The sequence below is a fragment of the Streptomyces radicis genome, from assembly GCF_003626575.1.
In the GTDB taxonomy this organism is placed as follows: Bacteria; Actinomycetota; Actinomycetes; order Streptomycetales; family Streptomycetaceae; genus Streptomyces; species Streptomyces radicis.
On the sequence record NZ_RBDY01000031.1, the window covers coordinates 55,871 to 81,532 of the forward strand.

At 74.3% G+C, this 25,662-nt stretch carries 1 protein-coding gene and 1 pseudogene; both read right to left on the bottom strand.

Annotated elements, in window-relative coordinates; translation table 11 throughout:
- Nucleotides 1-76: 76 nt before the first annotated feature.
- Nucleotides 77-15,739 (bottom strand): annotated as a pseudogene (locus D7318_RS27060) (type I polyketide synthase); the annotation flags it as partial.
- Nucleotides 15,740-15,793: 54 nt separating this feature from the next.
- Nucleotides 15,794-25,662 (bottom strand): type I polyketide synthase (locus D7318_RS27065; RefSeq protein ID WP_120699852.1); only part of this gene is annotated, 9,869 nt, incomplete at its 5' end.

Consider the following 25,662-nt stretch of genomic DNA (forward strand, 5'->3'; position numbering starts at 1 on the left):
GGGGCGTCGGCCCTTTGTCGTGTGCGTTGTCGTGTGCGGGGTGTCAGGTGGTGGGCAGCTTGGTCAGCCAGGCGTTGATGGCCTCGGCCGTGGTGGGGGCGTGCTCCTCCAGCATGGTGAAGTGGTTCCCGGGGACGTCCACGGCCTCGTGCGGCTGGCTCCACCACGCCTGCCACTCCTGGGCGGCGGGGGCGGGTCCCGTGCCGTCGGACATGTACTCGGTGGCGCGGATCAGCAGGATCGGGGTGTCGATCTGGGCGGGGGTCCAGAAGCCGCCGAAGAGGCGCAGGTACCAGCCCATCGAGGTGAGCCCGAGGCCGTCCATGTGGCCGAAGCTCTCCTCGCGGTCGTTGCCCTCCTTGATCATGCCCGGCCTGACCGTGTCGGTGACGTCGGACGCGGTGGGCGGGTAGGTGTCGAGCATGATCACGCCGGCGGGCCTGACCCCGGCGCGCTCCAGGTGGGCGGCCGTCAGATGGGCGAGCCAGCCGCCCGCCGACGCGCCCGCGAGGACGAACGAGCCGCTGTCGGGGTAGTCGGCCATGACCGCCTCGGCCTGGGCGCGGGCGAGCGCGTCGAGGTCGTCGGCGAGGGGCTCGCCCTCGGCGTAGCCGGGCGCCGTCAGCACCGAGACGTCGCGCTCGGCCACGGCGCGCAGGGCGGCGGAGAGCTTGAAGTACTGGTGGGGCCCGGCCAGGGCGCTGATGGAGGTCAGGCACACGAGGGCCGGTCCTTCGAGGCCGCGGGCGAACGGCGTCAGCGCGAGCGGCTTCGGCAGCTCGTCGGGGGTGGCGAACGTCGGCCTGACGCGGGACGCGGCCATCAGCAGGTCGGCGGCCTCGTCGAACCTGCCGGTGGTGTTGGCCCTGCGGTACATGGCGGCCAGCGAGTCGAGCGACGTGTCGGCGGCGGGCGGGATCTCGGCCACGGCGCGCAGCAGCGTCTGCGCCTCCTCGAACTTGCCGAGCTCGCACCCGCGCCGGTACATCGCGGCGATGGAGTCGGCCGGGTCATCGCGCACGGCCCGCGGCTCGGCCGGGGCGGCCGCCCCGCCGAGCTCGTCCGACAGGTACCGCACCAGGGCGGTGGGGGTGGCGTGTTCGAAGATGAGCTTGGTGGGGAGCCGCAGCCCGGTCGCGGTGGCGAGCCTGTTGCGGAACTCGACGGCGGCGAGCGAGTCGACGCCGTGTTCGAGGAAGCCGCGGTCGCGGTCGATGGCGTCGCCGCCGCGGTGGCCGAGGATGGACGCGAGGAGCGAGCGCACCAGGGTCATCAGCGTCTCGTTCCGCTCGGCGGCGCCGAGTCCGGCGAGCCGGTCGGCCAGCCCCGTGACCGGCTCGGCGGCGGCCCTGCGGGCGGGCGCCCTCACCAGGCCGCGCAGCAGCGGCTGGATGAACCCGGACGCCGCCTGGGCGCGCAGCGCGGGCAGTTCGAGGCGGAGCGGCACCAGCACGGGGGCGTCGCAGCGGCGGGCGGTGGCGAAGAGGGCCAGGCCCTCGTCGGTCGAGAGGGGCGCGATGCCGGAGCGGTTGATGCGGCCGAGGTCGGTGTCGGCGACCTGCTCGGCCATGTCGCCGCGCTCGTCCCACAGGCCCCAGGCCAGCGAGGTGGCGGGCAGCCCTTGGGCGCGGCGGTGGTGGGCGAGGGCGTCGAGGAACGCGTTGGCGGCGGCGTAGTTGCCCTGGCCCGGGCCGCCGAGCGTTCCGGCGGCCGAGGAGAACAGGACGAACGCCTTCAGGTCGCGCTCGCGGGTCAGCTCGTGCAGGTTCCAGGCGGCGTCGACCTTGGGCCGCAGCACGCGGTCGACCTTCTCGGGGGTGAGCGAGCCGATCACGCCGTCGTCGAGGACGCCCGCGATGTGCACGACGGCGGTCAGGTCGGGGATGGCGCCGATCAGCACGGAGGCCGCGTCCAGGTCGGCGACGTCGCAGGCGACGGCCGACGCGTGCGCGCCCAGGTCGTTGAGCGTGGCGAGGAGTTCGGCGGCGCCCTCGGTGGCGGGGCCGCGCCTGCCCGCGAGGACGAGCCGCCGCGCGCCGTGCTCGGTGACCAGGCGCCGGGTGACGAGGGAGCCGAGCGCGCCGAGGGCGCCCGTGACCAGCACGGTGCCGTCGAACGCGGGCGACTCATCGGCGTCAGGGGTCACCCGGGCCAGGCGTGGGGCCAGCGCGGTGTCGCCGCGCACGGCGACCTGTGGCTCGCCCGAGGCGAGCGCGGCGGCGACGGCGCGCGGGGTGGCGTCGGCGTCGAGGTCGAGCAGCGCGAACCGCTCGGGGTCCTCCGACTGGGCGGACCGCAGCAGGCCCCACACGGGCGCGGCGGCCAGGTCGACGGGGTCGCCCGCATCGGCGACGACCGCGCCCGTGGTCAGCACGACGAGGCGGGAGGCGGCGAACCGCTCGTCGGCGAGCCACCGTTGGGCCTGGGCCAGCGCCCGCCCGACGGTCTCGCGCACCGCGTGGGGCGGCTCGCCCGTGGCCGTGGGGCATGTGAGCACGACCGTCCCCTGTGGGTCGGCCAGGTCGGCGAGGTCGGCAACGGTGGCGAGCCCGAGGCGTCGCAGCGCGGTCGGCGGCTCGCCCTCGGACACCAGCGCGGTGTCCGAGGCGTCGCCTTCGGCGGTGACGGGCAGCCAGTCGATCGAGAACAGCGACTCCTGGCGGCGCGCCTGCCGCGCGGCGACGGGGGCCCTGAGCGTGACGGAGTCGACGTCGGCGACGGGCTGCCCCGTCGGGTCGGCCATGGTGACGCGGACGGTGTTGTCGCCGGTCGGCGTGATCCGCACGCGCAGCCGCGCGGCGCCGACGGAGTGGATCCGCACGCCGCACCACACGGCGGGGAGCCCGGTCGTGCCCGCGCCGGTGAGAGCGGCGGGGTGCAGGGCCGCGTCGAGCAGCGCGGGGTGCAGGTCGAACGGCTCGGCGTCGGCCGGGGTCTCGAGCGCGACGTCGGCCAGCACGTCGTCGCCGTCGCGCCAGGCGGCGCGCAGGCCCTGGAACGCCGGGCCGAGCGCGATGCCGTCGGCGAACAGCCGCTCGTAGTGCCCGTCGAGCGGCAGCTCGACGGCGCCGGGCGGGGGCCAGGCGGTCAACGGCTCGGGCGCGGGCCCGGCGGAGACGCCGAGCGCGCCCGTGAGGTGCCGGGTCCACGGCATGTCGTCGCCATCGGGCCGCGAGTGCAGGGTGAGCGCCCGCCGACCGTTCCCTTCGGGGGCCGAGACGGTCAACTGGAAGGAGACTCCGCCCTGTTCGGGCAGGACGAGCGGGGCCTCGACGGTCAGCTCCTCGACGGTGCCGCAGCCCTGGCTGCGCCCCGCGTACGCGGCGATCTCGACAAGCGCCGTGCTGGGCAGGGCCGTTGTGTCGAGCACGGCGTGGTCGCCGAGCCAGGGGTGGCCCTCGAGCGACAACCGCCCGGTGAACAGCACCCCTTCGCTGTCCGCGAGGGCCACGGCCGCGCCGAGCAGCGGGTGTTCGGCGGCGCCGAGCCCGACGGCCGTGACGTCGCCCGACCAACCGGTCGGCGCCTGCGGCCAGTAGGTCTGGCGCTGGAACGGGTAGGTGGGCAGGTCGATGTGGCGGCCGCTCTGGATGTCCCAGCGGACGGGGACGCCATGGACGAACGCCTCGCCGAGGGAGAGTTGGAGGCGCTCGGGGCCGCCCTCGTCGCGGCGCAGGGTGCCGAGGGCGACGACGTCGGTGTCCTCGGCGGTCTCGCGCAGGGCCGCGCCGAGCACGGGGTGGGCCGATGTCTCGATGAACGCGCCGAAGCCGTCCGCCAGCAGGGCGCGGGTGGCGGCCTCGAACTCCACCGGCTCCCGCATGTTCCGGTACCAGTACCCGGCGTCGAGCTCGGCGGTGTCCAGCGGGCCACCGGTGACGGTCGAGTAGAACGGGACGCTGCCCGAACGCGGGGCTACGGGCGCGAAGTCGGACAGCAGGCGCTCCCGCAGCGGCTCCACCTGCGCGGAGTGAGCCGCGGTGTGGATGCCCCTGATCCTGCGGGCCCGCACCCCCTCGGCGGACATGATCTCGACCAGCTCGTCGAGCGCCGCCGGATCACCCGCGACCGCGCACGCTTCGGGGCTGTTCACGGCGGCGACGGACAGGGCGTCGCCCCAGCGGGCCAGGCGTTCGCGCACGACGTCCGCTGGCAGGCCGAGTGACGCCATGCCGCCCCGGCCGACCAGACCGATCGACGCCCGGGAGCGCAACGCGACCACCCGCGCTCCGTCGTCGAGGGACAGGCCACCAGCCACCACGGCCGCGGCGATCTCGCCCTGGGAGTGGCCGACGACCGCGGCGGGCTCCACGCCGTGGGAGCGCCAGACGGCGGCCAGGGACACCATCACGGCCCACAGCACCGGCTGCACGACGTCCACGCGGGCCAGCAACTCAGGGTCGACCAACGCCTGGTCGAGGTCCCACTCGACGAACGGCGCGAGCGCGGCCCGGCACTCCTCCATCGACTCACGGAACGCCGGTGCGACGTCGAGGAGTTGGGACGCCATCCCGGCCCACTGCGTTCCCTGCCCCGGAAACACGAACACCGGACGTGACGCACTCGACAGGACACGCCCTGTGGCGACGCCCGCGGCCGGTTCGCCGCGCGACAGGGCGTCGAGGCCCTCGGCGCCCGAGACGACCACGGCGCGGTACTCCCACGTCGGACGGGACAGCAGCGTTGCCGCCACGTCGCGCGGGTCGTGCGCGTCGATGACCTCGGCCAGGCGCCCCGCCATGTCCCGCACGGCCGCCTCGGAACGCCCTGAGAGCGCCAACGGCACAGGGCGCTCGGGGCGTTCGGACGGGCGGGGCGGGATGGAACGCCGGGGGGCCTCCTCGATGACGGCGTGGGCGTTGGTGCCGCTGACGCCGAAGGAGGAGACGGCGGCGCGGCGCGGGCGGCCCTCGGTGGACCAGGGGCGGGCCTCGGTGAGCAGCTCGACCGCTCCGGCCGTCCAGTCCACCTGGTCGGACGGCTCGGCCACATGCAGGGTGCGGGGCAGCGTCGTGTGCCGCATGGCCATGACCATCTTGATGATCCCGGCGGCGCCCGCGGCGGCCTGGGTGTGGCCGATGTTGGACTTCACCGAGCCGAGCCACAGCGGGTTCTCGGGGTCGCGGTCGCGGCCATAGGTGGCGAGCAGCGCCTGGGCCTCGATGGGGTCCCCGAGCCGCGTCCCCGTGCCATGGGCCTCGACGGCGTCCACGTCGGCCGTCGTGAGGCCCGCGTCGGCGAGGGCGGCGCGGATGACGCGCTGCTGGGATGGCCCGTTGGGGGCGGTGATGCCATTGCTCGCACCGTCCTGGTTGACGGCGGTGCCGCGGACGACGGCGAGGACGGGGTGGCCGTTGCGGCGCGCGTCGGAGAGGCGTTCGACCAGCAGCATGCCGACACCCTCGGAGAAGCCGACGCCGTCGGCCGTCGAGGAGAACGCCTTGGAGCGCCCGTCGGGCGACAGGGCCCGCTGGAGGCTCAGCTCGATCAGCACGCCCGGGTCGGCCATCACGGAGACGCCGCCCGCGAGGGCGAGGTCGCACTCGCCGCTGCGCAGCGCCTGCGCGGCGAGGTGGAGGGTGACCAGGGAGGATGAGCAGGCGGTGTCGACGGTGACGGCGGGGCCTTCGAGGCCGAACGTGTAGGAGACGCGGCCCGAGGCGATGCTGCCGGAGGTGCCGGTGCCGACGTGGCCGTCGTTCCCGTCGGGCGTCTGCTGGAGCATGTGGGCGTAGTCGTGGTACATCAGCCCCGCGAACACGCCGGTGCGGCTGCCGCGCAGGGTCGCGGGGTCGATGCCCGCGCGTTCGAACGTCTCCCATGAGGTCTCGAGGAGCAGCCGGTGCTGCGGGTCCATGGAGAGCGCCTCGCGGGGGCTGATGCCGAAGAACACCGGGTCGAACTCGGCGACGTCGTGCAGGAATCCGCCCTCGCGCGTGTAGCTGGTGCCGGGCCGCTGCGGGTCGGGGTCGTAGAGCCTGCCGAGGTCCCAGCCGCGGTTCCCCGGGAACGGGGTGATGCCGTCGCGGCCCTCGTCGATCAGCCGCCAGAAGTCCTCGGGGGAGGCGACGCCGCCGGGGAAGCGGCAGGCCATGGCGACGATGGCGATCGGCTCGTCGGTGGCGGCGCCGGTCTTCCTCACCGCGGCGGTCGGCGTCGCGGCGTCGGCGCCGACGAGCTCCTCGCGGAGGTGGCGGGCGAGGGCGTCGGACGACGGGTAGTCGAAGACGAGCGTCGCGGGGAGCCGCAGCCCGGTGGCGGTGCCGAGGCGGTTGCGCAGCTCGACGGCGGTGAGCGAGTCGAAGCCCAGGTCGGAGAAGGCGCGCCCCGGCTCGACGGCCTGGTGGCCGCTGTGGCCGAGTACGGCGGCGACGGTGGTCCTGACCAGGTCGAGGAGCAGCGCGGCGCGTTCGTCCTCGGCCAGGGCGGCCAGCCGCTCGGCGAGGTCGGCTGCGGTGACGGAGCCGGTGTCGGCCGTCCGGCGCGCGGGGGTGCGCACGAGCCCGCGCAGCACGGGCGGGATGAGACCTGAGGCGGCCTGGCCGCTCAGCGCGGGCAGGTCGAGGGCCATGGGGACCAGCAGGTCGCGGCCCGTTGCCAGGGCGTCGTCGAACAGGGTGAGTCCGGCCTGGGCGGTGAGCGGGATGACGCCGGAGCGGCTCATGCGCTGCGCGTCGGCGTCGGCCAACTCCCCCGCCATGCCGCCGATCTGCTCCCACATGCCCCAGGCGAGGGAGGTGGCGGGCAGCCCGTCGGCGTGGCGGTGGGCGGCGAGGGCGTCGAGGAACGCGTTGGCCGCGGCGTAGTTGCCCTGGCCGGGGCTGCCCATGATGCCCGCGGCCGAGGAGTAGAGGACGAACGCCCTCAGGTCGCGGTCGCGGGTCAGCTCGTGGAGGTTCCAGGCGGCGTCGACCTTGGCGCGCAGGACCGTGGCGAGGCGTTCGGGGGTGAGGGAGGTGATGATGCCGTCGTCGAGGACGCCCGCGGTGTGGAGGACGGCGGTGAGGTCGGGGAGGGTGGCGATCAGCGCGGCGAGGGCGTCGCGGTCGGCGGCGTCGCACGCGACCAGCCGGGCCTCGGCCCCCGACACCCGCAGGTCGGCGAGGAGTTCGTCGGCTCCTTCGGCGGCGGGGCCCCGCCTGCTGACCAGCACGAGGTCCCTGACGCCGTGCGCGGTGACCAGGTGGCGGGCGAGCAGCGCGCCGAGCGAGCCGGTCGCGCCGGTGAGCAGAACGGTGCCCTCGGGGCCGAGCGCCTTCGGCTCGGCGTCGGCGAGGGGCGCCCTGGCCAGCCGGGGAACGGTGATCTCGCCGTCGCGCACGCGGAGTTGGGGCTCCCCAACGGCGAGGAGCGCGGGCCAGTCCGGGCCGGTGCCGTCGGTGTCGACGAGGACGAGACGGCCGGGGTTCTCGGTCTGGGCGCTGCGGACGAGCCCGGACACCACGGAGTGCGCGAGGCCGGGGCCTGTCGCGATGGCCAGGCGGGAGGAGGCGAACCGCTCGTCGGCGAGCCATCCGCGCAAGAGGTCGAGGGTGGTGGCGGCCGCGCGGTGCGCGTCGGCGACGACGGAGCCGGATCCGGCGGCCGACGCTGCGGGCGGGACGACGGCGAGGACGACCTCGGGCGAGCCATGGACGTCGGACAGCGCGAAGTCCTCGATCACGACGGGCTCGACGGGCGTGCCGCCGGTGGGGGCGGGGACCCAATCGACCGTGAACAGCCTGTCGTTGCGCCCGGGGGCGGCGGCGCGCAGCGCGTCGGGGGCGAGGGACCGCAGGACCAGCGACTCGACGGTGACGACCGGGAGACCCGCGGGGTCCTCGGCGTGGACGGTGACGCCCTGGGCGCCGCGCGGGGTGAAGCGGACGCGGAGGGTCCTGGCGCCGGTGGCGTGCAGGCGCACGCCCGTCCAGGCGAACGGGAGGCGGCCCTCGCCGACGCCCGTCACGTCGCCGCTGCCGCCGAGCGCTTCGAGGCCGAGGGCGTGCAGGGCCGAGTCGAACAGGGCGGGGTGCAGCCCGAAGTGCCGGGCGTCGTCGGTGGGGAGGGTGGCCTCGGCGTAGATCTCGGTGCCCTCGGGGGTCTCCTTGCGCCAGGCGGCGTGGAGTCCTTGGAACGTGGGGCCGTAGTCGAAGCCGTAGGCGCTGAGTTGGTCGAAGAGGCCGTCGACGGTCAGGGCGGTGGCGTCGGCGGGCGGCCACTCCCCGATGGCGGGGGCGTTGGGCGTCGCGGCGCTGTCGAGGTGGCCGGTGGCGTGCCGGGTCCACGGGATGTCAAGCGGCGCGTCGTCGGGCCTCGAGTGGACGGCGACGGTGCGGCGGCCCTCGATGTCGGGGTCGCCGACGGTAACTTGGAGGATGACGTCGCCGCGCTCGGGGATGACGAGGGGCGCCTCGAGGGTGAGTTCGTCGAGGCGCTCGCATCCGACGTGGTCGCCCGCGTGAACGGCCAGCTCCACAAAGGCCGTTCCGGCGAGGAGCGCGGATCCGCCGACGGCGTGGTCGGCGAGCCAGGGGTGGCTGCGCTGGGAGAGGCGCCCGGTGAGCAGCAGGCCGCGCCCGTCGGCGAGGGCGACGGAGGCGCCGAGCAGCGGGTGGTAGGCGGGGCCGACGCCCGCGGCGGTGACATCGCCGGGGCCGCCGGACTCGACCCAGTAGCGCTCGCGTTGGAAGGCATAGGTGGGCAGGGCGACGCGGCGGGCCCCTGTGCCGTCGAACAGTGCCTCCCAGTCCGGCTCGAACCCGGCGGCGTGGACGCGGCCCAGGGCCTCGAAGAGGGCCCTTGGCTCCTGGCGGTCCTTGCGGAGGGTGGGGATGCCGTCGGTCAGGGCGGAGAGCACGCCGTCGGGGCCGATCTCCAAGAACGTGTCCACGCCCTCGGCCCGCAGCGACTCGACCGCGTCATGGAAACGGACCGCCTCACGGACATGGCGGACCCAGTATTCGGCGTCGACGCTCTCCGGCTGCCCCGCGATGGGCAGGTGGGCCGGGTGGTACGTCAACGACTCGGCCACCGACCGGAATTCCTCCAGCATCGGATCCATCAGGTGCGAGTGGAACGCGTGACTGACCCGCAGCCGCTTGTGCTTCCACCGCCCGGCGACCGCGAGCACGGCGTCCTCGTCACCCGAAAGCACCACGGAATCCGGGCCGTTGACCGCCGCCAGGTCAACCCCCTCGACCAGCAGCGGCAGCACCTCGGACTCGGGCGCCTGCACCGCCACCATCGCGCCACCCTCGGGCAGCGCGCCCATCAGACGACCACGCGCCGCCACCAACGTGCACGCGTCATCCAGCGACAGCACCCCCGCCACATGCGCGGCGGCGATCTCACCGATCGAATGACCCGCAAGGAACTCCGGCCTGACGCCCCACGACTCGACCAGGCGATGGAGAGCCACCTCCACCGCGAACAACGCGGCCTGGGTGAACTCCGTCCGGTTCAGCGCCTCCGCGTCATCCCCGAACACCACATCCCGCAACGGCCGTTCAAGAAGCCCGTCCAGCCGCGCACACACCGCGTCGAACGCGTCAGCGAACACCGGGAACAGATCGTAGAGCTCACGCCCCATCCCGAGCCGCTGACTCCCCTGCCCCGAGAACACCAACGCCAGACGTCCCCTGCCGCGCGGGCCCGTTACCGCCGGGGAGCGGCCATCGGCGAGCGCGGTCAGCTCCTCGTCCAGCTCCGCGCGGCTCGCGACCGCGAGAACGGCACGGTGGTCGAGTGCGGCGCGGCTGGTGGCCAACGAGTAGGCGAGGTCGGCCAGTTCGGCGTCGGGGTCGAGGCGGTCGAGAAGGTGGGCGGCCTGGGCGCGCAGGGCGTCGGCGGTGGCGGCGGAGATCGGCACGGGGACGACCGGCGCGGTGGCGTTGCCCGGGCGTTCGGCGCGTTCGGGCAGCTCGGCCTCGGGGGCCTGCTCCAGGATGACGTGGACGTTGGTGCCGCTGACGCCGAAGGCGGAGACGCCCGCGCGGCGCGGCCTGCCCGTCTCGGGCCAGGTGACGGCGTCGGTGGCCAGGGCGACGGCGCCCTCGGTCCAGTCGACGTGCGGGGTGGGCTCGTCGACGTGGAGGGTCTTGGGGACGACTCCGGCGTGCATGGCCATGACGATCTTGATGATCCCGGCGGTGCCCGCGGCGGTCTGGGTGTGGCCGATGTTGGACTTCACCGAGCCGAGCCACACCGGCCGTTCGGCGTCCCGGTCCTGGCCGTAGGTGGCGAGGAGGGCCTGGGCCTCGATCGGGTCGCCGAGCCGCGTTCCGGTGCCATGGGCCTCGACGACGTCGATGTCGGCGGGCGTGAGGCGGGAGTTGGCGAGGGCCTGGCGGATGACGCGTTGCTGGGATGGGCCGTTGGGGGCGGTGATGCCGTTGGACGCGCCGTCCTGGTTGACGGCAGAGCCGCGCAGGACCGCGAGCACCGGGTGGCCGTTGCGGCGGGCCTCGGAGAGGCGTTCGAGGAGCAGCACGCCCGCGCCCTCGCCCCAGCCCGTGCCGTCGGCGGCGCCCGCGAACGGCTTGCAGCGGCCGTCGGCGGCCATGCCGCGCTGGCGGGAGAACTCGACGAACAGGCCGGGGTTGGTCATCACGGCGACGCCGCCGACGAGCGCCAGCGTGCACTCGCCCTGCCGCAGCGCCTGCGCGGCCCAGTGCAGGGCGACGAGGGAGGAGGAGCAGGCGGTGTCGACGGTGACGGCGGGGCCTTCGAGGCCGAGGACATAGGAGATGCGTCCCGAGAGGACGGCGGATGCGCTGCCGGTGAGGAAGTAGCCCTCGGCGCCCTCGGGTACGCGGGTGAGGTTGGTGGCGTAGTTCGATGACGAGGCGCCGACGAAGACGCCGGTCTGGCTGCCGCGCAGCGTGTCGGGGGTGATGCCCGCGCGCTCGAACGCCTCCCACGCGGTCTCGAGCAGGAGCCGCTGCTGGGGGTCCATCACCAGGGCCTCGCGGGGCGAGATCCCGAAGAACCCGGCGTCGAAGTCGGCGACATCGGGGATGAACGCGGCCTCGCGCGTGTAGCTGGTGCCCGGGTGGTCGGGGTCGGGGTGGTAGAGGGCGTCGGTGTCCCAGCCGCGGTCCTCGGGGAACACGGTGACGGCGTCCCGGCCCTCGGCCAGCAACTCCCAGAAGTCTTCGGGGGATTGGACGCCGCCGGGGAAGCGGCAGCCCATCGACACGATGGCGATCGGGTCGTCGTGGTCGGAGGCGATGGCAACGGGCGCGGGCGTGGCGGGCGCCGCGGCGTCGGCGCCGTTGAGCCGGGTGTCGAGGAAGCGGGCGACGGCGGTGGAGGTCGGGTGGTCGAAGACGAGGGTGGTGGGCAGCTTGATGCCGGTCTCGGCGGCGAGCCGGTTGCGCATGGAGACGGCGGTGACCGAGTCGAAGCCGATGTCGCGGAAGGCGCGGCCCGGCTCGATGTCGGAGGCGTCGGCGAAGCCGAGGACGGCGGCGGCGTGCCCGCTGACCAGCTTCTCCAGCGCGCGCAGCCGTTCGGCGCCGGAGAGCCCGCGCAGGCGGGCGGCCAGCCCTGTGCCGTCGGCCGACGTGTCGGCCTCGGCGGTGGGCGCGGTCAACGTGGCGCGGACGGCGGGGAGTTCGTCGAGGAGCGGGCGGGGCCGGGTGGCGGTGAAGGCGGTGGCGAACCGTTCCCAGTCGATGTCGGCGACGGAGAGGAACGTCTCCTCGTGGTCGATGGCCTGCTGGAGCGCGGCGATGGCCAGGGCGGGCTCCATGGGGAGCAGGCCCCTGCGGCGCAGGTGCAGGGCGGCGTCCTCGGCGGCGGCCATGCCGTCCTCGCCCCAGGCGCCCCACGCGACGGAGGTGGCGGGGAGGCCCTGGGCGCGGCGGCGTTCGGCGAACGCGTCGAGGTAGGCGTTGGCGGCGCCGTAGGCGCCCTGGCCGCCGCCGCCCCACACGCCCGCGTTGGACGAGAACAGCACGAAGGCGTCGAGGGGTTGGGCGCCGGGGGCGCCGTCGAGCAGCTCGTGGAGGTGGTCGGTGCCTTCGACCTTGGGGGCGAGGACGTCGGCGAGCAGCGCGGCGTCGGTCTCCTCGAGCGGCACGAGCGGGGCGGTGCCAGCGGCGTGCATGACGGAGCGGACGGGGGTGCCCGCGTCGGCGAGCGAGGTGAGGAGCGAGGCGAGGGCGTCGCGGTCGGCGACGTCGCACGCGGCGATGGTGACCCGGGGGCCGAACGCGCGGAGCTCGTCGGCGAGTTCGGCGGCGCCGGGTGCGTTCTCGCCGCGGCGGCTGGTGAGGACGAGGTGGTCGGCGCCTCGTCCGGCGAGCCAGCGGGCCACGTGGGCGCCGACGCCGCCGGTGCCGCCGGTGACCAGGACGGTGCCGGTGGGTCGCCAGTCGCGCGGGGCGGGGGTGTCGCCCAGGGGGGCGTGGACGAGGCGGCGGGCGAAGATGCCGGAGGGGCGGACGGCCAGCTGGTCCTCGTCGCCGACGCGGGCGAGCACGCGCGCCAGCCGGGCGGCGGCCCGGTCGTCGAGGCTCGCGGGCAGGTCGATCAACCCGCCCCAGAACTCGGCGTGTTCGAGGCCGATGACGCGTCCGAGGCCCCAGACGAGGGCGTGTTCGGCGTTGCCGAGCGGGTCGGAGCGGCCGATGGAGACGCCCTGGCGGGTGACGATCCACAGGGGGCAGGTGAGTTGGGCGGCGGCCATGCGCCGGGCGAGGGCGAGGGTGCCGTCGAGGTCGAGGGCCGCGACGATGCCCGCGATGTCCTGCCCCTCGAACTCCGCTGCCGCGGTGGCGCGTTCGGCGTCGGCACCATGGTCGCGGAGGGCGCGCAGGGCCAGTTGGGCGGTCTCGGCGGCGGGTCCTTCGCTCGCGTCGGCGAGGACGAGCCAGCGGCCCGTGAGGGTGGGCGTGGAGGGCTCGGCGACGGGGCGCCAGGCGATCTTGTAGCGCCAGGAGTCGACGGTCGACTTCTCGGTGCGGTCGCGGCGCCAGCTGGTGAGGGTGGCGCGGGCGGCCTCGTCCAGGTCGAGATCGCCGCGTTCGAGGGCGCCCCAGAGGTCGGAGTCGCCGAGGGCATGGGCGGCGGGAGCGAGGGGGGCCACGCTCACCTCGGGCCAGTAGCGTTGGCGTTGGAACGGGTAGGTCGGCAGGTCGACATGGCCACCCTCGAGGCCCCATCGCACGGGAACGCCATGGGCGTGCGCCTCGCCGAGCGAGAGCAGCAGACGGCGGACACCGCCCTCGTCGCGGCGCAGCGTGCCCACGGTGACCGCGTCATCGACCGTCGCCTCGACCGCCGATCCGAGCAGCGGATGCGCGGAGACCTCGATGAAGACGCTGTGCCCGGCTGCGGCGAGCGCGCGGGTGGCGGCCTCGAACTCCACCGGCTCCCGCATGTTCCGATACCAGTACCCCGTGTCCAGCCCGGCCGTGTCCAACAGCCCACCGGTCACCGTCGAGTAGAACGGGACGCTGCCCGAACGCGGCGAGACAGGCGCGAGATCGGACAGCAGACGCTCCCGCAACGGCTCCACCTGAGCCGAATGCCCGGCCGTGTCGATGCCCCTGATCCGACGGGCACGCACCCCCTCGGCGGTCAGGGTCTCCACCAGCTCGTCCAACGCCACCGGATCACCGGCGACGGCGCAGGCGCCGGGGCTGTTCACCGCGGCGATGGACAGCACATCGCCCCAACGGGTCAGCCGCTCCCGCACCACATCCGCGGGAAGCCCGACCGACGCCATGCCGCCAAGACCCACCAGGCCCAGCCACGCCTGCGAACGCAACGCCACCACCCGCGCCCCGTCCTCCAACGACAACCCACCCGCCACCACCGCCGCCGCGATCTCCCCCTGGGAGTGGCCCACCACCGCGGCGGGCTCCACACCGTACGAACGCCACACCGCGGCCAGGGAGACCATCACCGCCCACAACACCGGCTGCACCACATCCACCCGCGACAACAACCCCGGGTCACCCAACGCGGCATCGAAGTCCCACTCGACGAACGGCGCGAGCGCGGCCCGGCACGCCTCCATCGACTCCCTGAACACCGGTGAGACACCCAGGAGTTCGGACGCCATCCCCACCCACTGCGCCCCCTGCCCCGGAAACACGAACACCGGACGTGACGCCCCCGGCACCACCCGGCCCGTCACCACATCGGCCGACGGCTCGCCGGTGCCGAGTGCGCGCAGCGCGTCCGCGTCCGGCGCCACCACGGCGCGGTGCTCGAACAGCGAGCGGGACAGCAGCGTCGCCGCCACATCGCGCGGATCGTGCGCGTCGATGACCTCGGCCAGGCGCCCTGCCATGTCCCGCACCGCCGCCTCGGAACGCCCTGAGAGCACCCAGGGCACCGGATCGGCCGACGGCAGGGGGCGCGCGGGCTCGGCGGCGGGCGCCTCCTCGGCCTGCTCCAGGATGACGTGGGCGTTGGTGCCGCTGATGCCGAACGACGACACGGCGGCGCGGCGGAGCCCGTCGCTCTCCCACGGCCTGGCGTCGGTGAGCAGCCGCACCGAGCCGGTGGTCCAGTCGACCTGGGACGTGGGGCTGTCCACATGCAGGGTCCTGGGCAGCGTGCCGTGCCGGAGCGCCATGACCATCTTGATGATCCCGGCGGCGCCCGCGGCGGCCTGGGTGTGGCCGATGTTGGACTTGATCGAGCCGAGCCACAGCGGTCGGCCTTCGGAGCGATCCTTGCCATAGGTGGCGAGCAGCGCCTGAGCCTCGATCGGGTCGCCGAGGCGGGTGCCTGTGCCGTGCGCCTCGACGGCGTCGATGTCGGCGGTGGTCAGCCCGGCGTTGGCCAACGCGGCGCGGATGACGCGCTGTTGCGAGGGACCGTTGGGGGCGGTGAGGCCGCTGGACGCGCCGTCCTGGTTGACGGCCGAGCCACGCACGACGGCCAGGACGGGGTGCCCGTTGCGGCGCGCGTCGGAGAGGCGTTCGAGCACGAGCATGCCCGCGCCCTCGGAGAAGCTGGTGCCGTCGGCGGCCTCGGCGAACGGCTTGCAGCGGCCGTCCTCCGCGAGGCCGCGCTGTCGGGAGAACTCCACGAACGACGTGGGCGTGGCCATGACGGACACGCCACCGGCCAGGGCGAGGGTGCTCTCGCCCTTGCGCAGCGAGTGGGCGGCCAGGTGCAGGGTGACCAGCGACGACGAGCAGGCCGTGTCGACCGTGAGGGCCGGGCCCTCGAGGCCGAGGGTGTAGGAGACGCGGCCCGAGGCGACGCTGTTCGACGTGCCGGTCGCCATGAACGACTCGGCGCCCTCGGGCACGTCGCCGAGCAGCGCCGCATAGTCCTGGTACATCACGCCGACGAAGACGCCGACGCGCTCGCCGCGCACGGTGTGGGGGGCGATGCCGCCGCGTTCGAGGGCCTCCCACGAGGTCTCCAGGAGGAGCCGCTGCTGCGGGTCCATCACCAGGGCCTCGCGGGGCGAGATGCCGAAGAACGCGGGGTCGAACGCGGCCACGTCGGAGACGAAGCCGCCCTCGCGGACATAGCTGGTCCCGGCCCTGTCCTCGTCCGGGTCGCACAGCGCGTCCAGGTCCCAGCCGCGGTCGACGGGGAACGGCGCGATCGCGTCGCCGCCCGACGCGAGCAGCGACCACAGCTCCTCAGGGGAAGTGACCTCGCCGGGGAAGCGGCAGCTCATGCCCACGATGGCGATGGGCTCGCGGTCGGCGTCCTCCGCGTCGCGGAGCCGCTGCCGCGTCTGGGCCAGGTCCGTGGTGACCCGCTTCAGGTACTCCCGAAGCTTGTCTTCATTCCTCATCAGAACTTCTCCATGGGGCTGTCGTGACCAGCTGGCTCAGGACGGGCCGAGCTCGCTGTCGATAAAGTCGAAGATCTCGTCGTCCGAGGCGGACTGAATGCGTCCCGCGATGTCGTCGGCGCCGTCGCCGCCGCCCTGGCCCCCCTGGCCTGTCGCCTGGTCCCACTGGGAGAGCAGCGCCTGGAGGCGGGAGGTGACGGTCGCCCTGACGGCGTCGTCCGCCGAGGGGGTCAGCCCGGGCAACGCCGCTTCCAGGCGGTCGAGTTCGGCCAGCACGCGGGTGGACTCGTCGGGCATCAGCTCGCCGCGCAGATGGCGGGCGAGGACGGTGGCGCTCGGGTAGTCGAAGATCAGGGTGGCCGGGAGCCGCAGGCCGAGCGCCGCGTTGAGCCGGTTGCGCAGCTCGACGGCGGTGAGCGAGTCGAAGCCGAGGTCGAGGAAGCCGCGCGTGGTGTCGACGGCGTTCGCCGAGGCGTAGCCGAGGACGGCCGCGACATGGCCCGCGACGATCCCGGCGAGTGCGCTCTCCTGCTCGGCCTCGGTCCTGCCAGCCAACTCGTCGGTGAGCGCGGACACATCGGTGCGGGCGGCGGCCTCGACGCGGCGGCGCGCCGGGGTGCGGACCAGGCCGCGCAGCAGTGGCGGCACGGGCCCCGCGGCGAGCGCCGCCGTGTCGAGGCGCATGGGCACGAGCAGGGGCTCGCCCGCGGTGGCGGCGGTGTCGAAGAGGGCCAGGCCCTCGTCGGAGCCGAGCGCGGTGACCCCGGCCCTGGTCATCCTGGACAGGTCGCCCTCGTCCAACTCGCCTGTCATGCCGCCGCGTTCGGCCCACAGGCCCCATGCCATGGAGACGCCGGGCAGCCCGGCGGCCCTGCGGTGGTGGGCGAGGGCGTCGAGGAACGCGTTGGCCGCGGCGTAGTTGGCCTGCCCGGGCCTGCCGAAGGTGGCGGCGGCCGAGGAGAACAGGATGAACGCGGACAGCGGGTGGTCGCGGGTCAGCTCGTGGAGGTTCCAGGCCGCGTCCACCTTGGGCCGCAGCACCGTGACCATGCGCTCGGGGGTGAGCGAGCCGAGCACGCCGTCGTCGAGGACGCCCGCGGAGTGCACCACGGCGGTGATGCGCGTGTCGAGCGACTCGATGAGCTTGGCGAGCGACTCGCGGTCCGCGGTGTCGCAGGCGGCGAGGGTGACACGGGCGCCGAGGGCGGTCAGCTCCGCCTCCAGCTCGCCCGCGCCCGCCGCCAATGGGCCGCGCCTGCTGACCAACACCAGGTGCCGCACGCCGTGTTCGGTCACCAGGTGGCGGGCGACGAGGCCGCCGAGCGTTCCCGAGGCGCCGGTGAGCAGGACCGCGCCGTCGCCGAACGCGGGCGGCTCGGCCTCCTCGTCCCTGGCCGCCCTGGCCAGCCTGGGCACCAGCACCTCGCCCGCGCGCAGGGCGAGTTGGGGCTCCCCGGTGGCCAGGGCCCCGGCGATGGCGGCCCGGGAGGCGGGGTCATCGGTCGCGTCCAGGTCGAGCAGCACGAGCCGTTCGGGCTCCTCGGACTGGGCGCTGCGGACCAGGCCCCAGACGGGGGACTGCGTCAGCTCGGGCGCTGCGGCGTTCACGGCGACCGCGTTCCGGGTGACCAGGACCAGCGTGGCGTGGTCGGGCACGGGCGCGTCCAGCCACTCCCGCACCACGGTCAGCGCGCGGATGGCGGCGGCGTGCGCGGCCTCGGCGGTGTCGCCAGGGCGGCCGTGGCGGCCGGTGGAGGGCGGCGGGAAGGACACGAACACGCGGTCGGGCGCCGCGCCGCTGGTGATCAGCGTGTCCAGGTCGGGGTATGCCTCGACGGCGCCGGTGGCCAGGCCGAAGTCATCAGGGCCGACGACGGCCCATGTCTCCTCGTCAGCCGTCGGGTTGGTCGGCGGGGCGACGGTGGCCCAGTCGAGCCGGAAGAGCGCGTCATGCCGGGGCGTGGGCGCGGCGGCGCGGAGCTGATCGGGGGCGAACGGCCGGGTGAGGAGGGACTCGACGGTCGCGACGGGGAGGCCCTGGCCGTCGGCGAGGTGCAGGGCGACGCCGCCCTGCTCGTCGATGACCAGGTGCACCCTGGCCTCGGTGGCACCCGAGGCGTGCAGGGTCGCGCCCTCCCACGAGAACGGCAACCGGGTCTCCCCCGCCGCCTGTTGACCGTCGCCCACCGTGTCGCCGCCACCGGCCATGAGGGCGTGCAGCGCGGCGTCGAGCAGCGCCGGGTGGAGGGCGAACGCGCCCGCTTCGCCGTCGGGCAGCGCCACCTCGGCGAAGATCTCCGCGTCGCGTCGCCACACCGCCCGCAGTCCCTGGAACAGCGGCCCGTACTGGAATCCGGCGATGTCCAGGCGGTCGTAGAGCCCTTCGATGTCCACGCGTTCGGCACCCGCGGGGGGCCAGGCGCCCGGCGCCTCGGGCGCCGGTGCGGGCGTGGGCGACAGCGTGCCGGTGGCGTGGCGGGTCCAGGGTCCCCCGTCGGCGGAGGAGTGGATCGACACGGCGCGCCGCCCCGCGTCGTCGGGCGCGGCGACGGCGACCTGGACGGCGATGCCGCCCGTGTCGGGCACGACAAGCGGCGCCTCGAGGGTCAGGTCGTCGACCCGGCCGCAGCCGACCTGGTCACCGGCGTGGACGGCGAGCTCGAGCAGCGCGGCGCCCGGCAGCAACACCACGTCGGCGACGGCGTGTTCGGCGAGCCAGGGGTGCGTGCGGAGGGAGAGGCCACCGGTGAAGAGGGTGGCCTGGCTGTCCGCGAGGGTGACGGCGGCGCCGAGCAACGGGTGTTCGGCCGCGCCGAGTCCGACCGCGCTGACGTCCCCGGACCAACCGGTGGCCACCTCGGGCCAGTAGGACTCGTGCTGGAACGGGTAGGTGGGCAGGTCGACCTGGCGACCCTTGACGTTCCAGTCGATCGGGATGCCGTGGACAAACGCCTCGCCCAGGGAGAGCAGAAGCCGCTCCATGCCGCCGTCGTTGCGGCGCAGCGTGCCCAGGACGATCGCGTCGGCGTCCTCGGCCGTCTCCCGCAGCGCGATGCCGAGCACGGGGTGGGCGGAGGTCTCGATGAACGCGCCGAAGCCGTCGGCCAGTAGGGCGCGGGTGGCCTGCTCGAACCGCACCGTGTTGCGCAGATTCTCGTACCAGTACGCCGCGTCCAGACCCGCCGCGTCGAACTCCCCACCGGTCAAGGCCGAGTAGAAGGGGATGTCACCCGAACGCGGACTGATCGGGGCGAGAACGGTCAGGATCTCGTCGCGCAGCGACTCCACATGCGCGGAGTGCGACGAGTAGTCGACATTGATGCGGCGGGACCGCTCGACCGTCGCCAGGACCGTCTCAAGACCCTCCGGATCGCCCGACACCACAACGGAGTTGGGCCCGTTGACCGCAGCGATGGAGACACCCTCGGGCAGGACCACCTCGTCGACCGGCAGCGGAACGGAGATCATCCCGCCCTTCCCCGCCAGCGCCACGATCGACCTCGACCGCAACGCCACCACCCGCGCACCGTCTTCGAGCGACAACGCACCCGACACGACCGCCGCCGCGATCTCACCCTGCGAATGACCCACCACGGCGGCAGGCTCCACACCATGCGAACGCCACACCGCCGCAAGCGACACCATCACCGCCCACAACACCGGCTGCACCACATCCACCCGGGCCAGCAACGCCTCATCGCCCAGCGCCGCCTCGAAGTCCCAATCGACAAAGGGACCCAACGCCTCACCACACGCCACCATCGACCCACGGAACACCGGCGAGGCATCCCACAACCCCGACGCCATCCCCACCCACTGCGAACCCTGACCAGGGAACACAAACACCGGACGCGGCGCGTCCGAGGCAGCGTGCCCGGAGACCACGCCCGCCGCTGGCTCGCCGCGCGACAGGGCACCCAGGCCCTCGCCACCCGACACCACCACCGCGCGGTGCTCGAACGCCGAACGCGACAGCAGCGTCGCCGCCACATCCCGCGCTTCCAACACACCTATGCGCGACACCAGTTGACCGGCCACGGCCCGCACCGCCGCCTCCGAACGCCCCGAGAGCACCAGCGGCACAGGGCCACCGGCCGCGTTGTCCACCGCAGGGGCGGCGGGGGTCTCCTCGGGCTGTTCCAGGATGGTGTGGGCGTTGGTGCCGCTGATGCCGAACGACGACACGGCGCCGCGCCGGGGCCCGCCGTCGGCCGTCCACGGCGTGGGCTCGGTGAGCAGCGACACAGCGCCCGTCTCCCAGGCGACATGCGAGGACGGCGCGTCCACGTGCAGCGTGCGCGGGAGCACACCGTTGCGCATCGCCATGACCAGCTTGATCACGCCCGCGACCCCGGCGGCGGCCTGGGTGTGGCCGATGTTGGACTTCACCGAGCCCAGCCACAGCGGCCGTTCGGCGTCCCGGTCGCGGCCATAGGTGGCAAGCAGCGCCTGGGCCTCGATCGGGTCGCCCAGGGTCGTTCCCGTGCCATGCGCCTCGACCACGTCCACATCGGACGGCGAGAGCCCCGCCGAGGCCAACGCCTGCCGGATGACCCGCTGTTGAGAGGGACCATTGGGCGCGGTCAGACCGTTGGACGCGCCATCCTGGTTGACGGCCGAGCCACGGACGACGGCAAGGACCGGGTGGCCGTTGCGGCGCGCGTCGGAGAGGCGTTCCACGAGCAGCATGCCGACGCCCTCGGACCAGCCCACGCCGTCCGCCGAGGACGAGAACGCCTTGCAGCGGCCATCGGGGGCGAGGGCCCCCTGGCGGGAGAACTCCACGAAGGAGTTGGGCGTGGCCATGACCGTGACACCGCCCGCGAGGGCCATCTCACACTCGCCCTGGCGCAGCGCCTGGGCGGCCCAGTGAAGGGCGACGAGCGACGACGAGCACGCGGTGTCGACGGTGACGGCGGGGCCTTCGAGGCCAAGGGTGTAGGAGACGCGGCCCGAGGCGACGGAGCCGGTGCTGCTGGTGGCGAGGAATCCGTCGCCGCCCTGCGGCGACGCCTGCACCAGGCCCGCGTAGTCCTGGTACATGACGCCGACGAACACGCCGGTGCGGCTGCCGTGCATGGACACCGGGTCGATGCCCGCGCGTTCGAACGCCTCCCACGACGTTTCCAGGAGGAGCCGCTGCTGCGGGTCCATCACCAGCGCCTCGCGCGGGGAGATCCCGAAGAAGACGGGGTCGAACGCGGCGGCGTCGTGCAGGAATCCGCCCTCGAGGCCGCGCAGGGCATCGGTGTCCCAGCCACGGTTCCCCGGGACCTCGCCGATGGCGTCGCCGTCGTCGGTGAGCAGCCGCCACAGGTCCTCGGGGGTGCGCACGCCGCCGGGGAAGCGGCAGGCCATGCCGACGATGGCGATCGGGTCGTCGGCCAGGGAGGCCGACGACGGCCGCCCGGTGGGCGCGGCGGTGTCGGTGGCGTCGGCGCCGGTGATCTCGTCGCGCAGGAAGCCCGCGAGCACCGCCGTGCTCGGATAGTCGAAGGTGAGCGTGGCGGGCAGACGCAGGCCTGTGGCGGCGTTGAGCCGGTTGCGGAGTTCGAGGGAGCTGAGCGAGTCGAAGCCCAGCTCGGTGAACGCCCTGCCGGGCTCGACGGCGGCCGGGGCGGCGTGGCCGAGGACGGCGGCGACCTCGGCGCGCACCAGCTCGGTCAGGGCGGCCGCCTGCTCGTCGGGGCCGAGCCCGGCGAGCCTGGCCACCAGCGCGCGGTCGCCGGAGGCGACACGGCGTGCCGGGACGCGCACGAGGCCGCGCAGGATCGGCGCGGTCGCGCCGCGTGGGTCGAGGCGCATCGGCACCAGCACCGGCTCGTCGAGCGCGGCGGCGGCGTCGAACAGGGCGAGCCCCTCGGCCGGGGAGAGGGCGTCGGTCCGCTCCTCCCCCGCCTGGTCCGCCATACCGGCCGACCAGGCGCCCCACGCCAACGACTGGGCGGCGAGGCCGAGTTCGCGGCGGTGGGTGGCGAGGGCGTCGAGGAACGCGTTGGCGGCCGCGTAGTTGCCCTGGCCCGCGTTGCCGAAGACCCCGGCCGCTGAGGAGAAGAGGACGAACGTCCTCAGGTCGCGGTCGAGGGTCAGCTCGTGGAGGTTCCACGCGGCGTCGACCTTGGCGCGCAGCACCGTGTCCACCCGCTCGGGGGTGAGGGAGGTGACAACGCCGTCGTCCAGGACGCCCGCGGCGTGCACGACGCCGGTGAGGTCGGGGACGGTGGCGAGCAGCGCGGCGGCGGCGCTCCGGTCGGCGACGTCGCACGCCTCGACCCGCACGGTGGCGCCCCGCTCGGTGAGCTCGGCGACGAGCTCGGCGACGCCGGGGGCGTCCGCGCCGCGCCTGCTGACCAGGAGGAGGCGGCGTACGCCGCGTTGGGTGACCAGGTGGCGGGCCAGCAGCGCGCCGAGGGCGCCGGTCGCCCCGGTGACCAGGACCGTGCCGTCGGTCGTGGGCGCCTCGGCGTCGGGGCCGTCGGGGCCGTCGGGTCCGTCGGGGCCGTCGGGCGCGTTCGCCGTGACGCGGGCGAGGCGCCGCGCGAAGACGCCGTTCTCCCCGACCGTCAGCTCGGGCTCGTCCAGGTCGAGCAGGCCCGGCGGCAGCGCGTCTTCGGTGTCCACGAGCACGAACCGGCCCGGCTCCTCGGCCTGCGCGGAACGCACCAGCCCCCACGCGGCGGCCACCGGCAGCTCGGCGCAGGGACGGCCGGTGAACACCAGGCGGGAACGCGCGAACCGGCCGTCGGCCAGCCACATTTGGAGCAGTCCGAGGACGTGGTGCGCCAGGGCGTGCGTCGCGTCGGCCGTGGCGCCCGTGGCCGTGCCGCCGTCGAGGCGCGCCACGACGACGTCCGCTTCGGGGACCGCCGCCAGGTCGAAGCCGCGCTCGGCGTCCCGGGTGAGCGTCGGCCGGTCGGCGGCCAGGGCGGTCGAGGCGTCCGGCACGGCGACGGGCGCGAGATCGATCCGGAACAGGGCGTCGGCGGCGGGGCCGCGCGCGACCTGGACGTTCGCGGGCGCGGGCTTGAGAACGAGGGACTCCACCGCCGCGACCGGCAGGCCCGCCGGGTCGGCGAGGGTCAGCGACAGGGCGTCGGGCCCTGCGGGGGCCAGCCGCACGCGCAGCGCGGTGGCGCCCGAGGCCGCGACGGTCACGCCCGTCCAGGAGAACGGCAGCCGCGCCGAGTCGAAGAACGCGCCCGCGCCGATGGCGTGCAGCGCCGAGTCGAGCAGCGCGGGATGCAGTGTGAACCCGTCGTCACCTTCCACGGCGACCTCGGCGAACACCTCGTCACCCCGCGTCCACGCCGCCCGCAGCCCACGGAAGGCGGGCCCGTAGTCGAGGCCCGAGGCCGACAGGGCCTCGTACACGGCCTCGACGTCCACCGCTTCGGCGGCGGTGGGCGGCCACTCGGCGATGGGCTCGATGGTCACGGGACCGTGGTCGAGGACGCCGCTGGCGTGGCGGACCCAGACGTCGGCCGAGTCGCTCCTGTCCTGGGGGTCACGCGAGTAGAGGGCGAGGGTCCTCGTGCCGTCGGCGTCCGGCGCGGACACCCACAACTGGACGGCGACGCCTCCGCGTTCGGGCAGGACAAGGGGCGTTTCGAGGGTCAGCTCGGCGACGCGCGAGCAGCCCGCCTGGTCCGCCGCGCGCACGGCCAGCTCCAGCATGGCAGCGCCGGGCACCAGGACCGCGCCGGAGACGACGTGGTCGGCGAGCCACGGGTGTGTCTCGAGCGAGAGCCGCCCGGTGAACAGGTAGCCGTCGTGATCCGCCGTCGCCACGGCCACCCCGAGCAGCGGGTGCCCGGCGGCGCCGAGCCCGACGGCGGACACGTCGCCGGGGACGGCGGCGGGGGTCGGCCAGTAGCGGCGCCGCTGGAACGGGTAGGTGGGGAGGTCGACGCGGGCGGCGCCCGTTCCCCGGTAGATCGCGGCCCAGTCCGGGGAGTGGCCGCGCACGTGCAGGGCGGCGACGGCGGTCATCAGGGACCTGGCCTCGGGCCGGTCGCCGCGCAGCGCACCGGCGAAGCCGCCGTCGGCGACACACTCCTGGCCCATGGCCGACAGGACGGCGTCCGGGCCGAGTTCGAGGTAGGTGGTGACCCCCTCGGCCTCGAGCAGGCGCATGCCGTCGTGGAAACGGACGGCGTCACGGACGTGGCGGACCCAGTACTCGGCGTCGACGGTCTCCGGCTGGCCCGCGATGGGCAGTTGGGCCGGGTGGTAGGTCAACGACTCGGCCACCGACCGGAATTCATCCAGCATCGGGTCCATGAGGTGCGAGTGGAACGCGTGGCTGACGCGTAGGCGCTTGTGCTTCCAGCGCCGGGCCAGCTCGGCCACGGCGTCCTCGTCGCCCGAAAGGACAACGGAGTCGGGGCCGTTGACCGCCGCGATGTCCATGCCGTCGGTGAGGAGCGGCAGCACCTCGGACTCGGGCGCCTGGACCGCCACCATCGCGCCGCCCTCGGGCAGCGCGCCCATCAGGCGACCGCGCGCGGCGACCAACGTGCACGCGTCGTCAAGGGACAGCACACCCGCGACATGCGCGGCCGAGATCTCGCCGATCGAGTGACCGGCGAGGAAGTCCGGCGTGATCCCCCACGATTCGACCAGGCGATAGAGAGCGACCTCGACCGCGAACAGCGCGATCTGCGTGTACTCGGTCCGGTTGAGCAGGTCCGCGTCCTCGCCGAACACCACGCTCTTGACCGGGAGTTCGAAGCGCTCGCACACCGCGTCGAACGCCTCCGCGTACACAGGGAATGCCTCGTACAACTCCCGGCCCATACGGGGGCGTTGGCTGCCCTGACCGGTGAAGAGGAACGCGAGGCGACCCGGTGTGCGGGCGCCTTGGACGACGTTGGCCGTGGCACGGCCATCGGCGAGGGCGCGCAGGGCCTCGTTGGCCTCGTCCCGGTCGGCCGCGATGACGACGGCGCGGTGGTCAAGCGCGGCGCGCGTGGTCGCGAGCGAGAAGCCGATGTCCGACAAGGCGCCTTGGAGCTGCGCCAGTTGCCCGGCCTGCGCGGCGAGGGCATCGGCGTTGCGCGCGGACAGCGGGAGGGGTCGGACGGGCAGGGTGGCGGTGACCTCGGCGGGTGCCGCCTCCTGGTAGGGGGCCTCTTCGATGATGGTGTGGGCGTTGGTGCCGCTGATCCCGAACGAGGAGATACCCGCCCGGCGCGGCCGCGTCGCGTCCCAAGGACGCGCCTGCGCCAGCAACTCCACCGCGCCCGCCGACCAGTCGACATGCGACGACGGGGCATCAGCGTGCAGCGAACGCGGCAACACCCCATGCCGCATCGCCATCACCATCTTGATCACACCCGCCACCCCGGCGGCGGCCTGCGTATGACCGATGTTCGACTTCACCGACCCCAACCACAAAGGACGCCCCTCGGAGCGGTCCCGCCCATACGTCGCCAACAACGCCTGAGCCTCGATCGGATCACCCAACGACGTCCCCGTGCCATGCCCCTCCACCACATCCACATCGGACGCCGACAGACCAGCCGACGCCAACGCCTGCCGGATGACGCGCTGTTGAGAGGGACCATTCGGGGCAGTGAGACCGTTGGACGCACCGTCCTGGTTCACGGCAGAGCCGCGCACCACCGCCAGCACCGGATGGCCGTTGCGCCGCGCATCGGACAGCCGCTCCACCAGCAGCATCCCCACACCCTCACCCCACCCCACCCCATCCGCCGCATCCGAGAACGCCTTGCAGCGCCCATCGGCCGACAACCCCCGCTGACGACTGAAACCGACGAACGTCCCCGGCGTCGCCATCACCGTCACCCCACCCGCCAACGCAAGCGAGCACTCACCCCGCCGCAACGCCTGCACCGCCAGATGCAACGCCACCAACGACGACGAACACGCCGTGTCCACCGTCA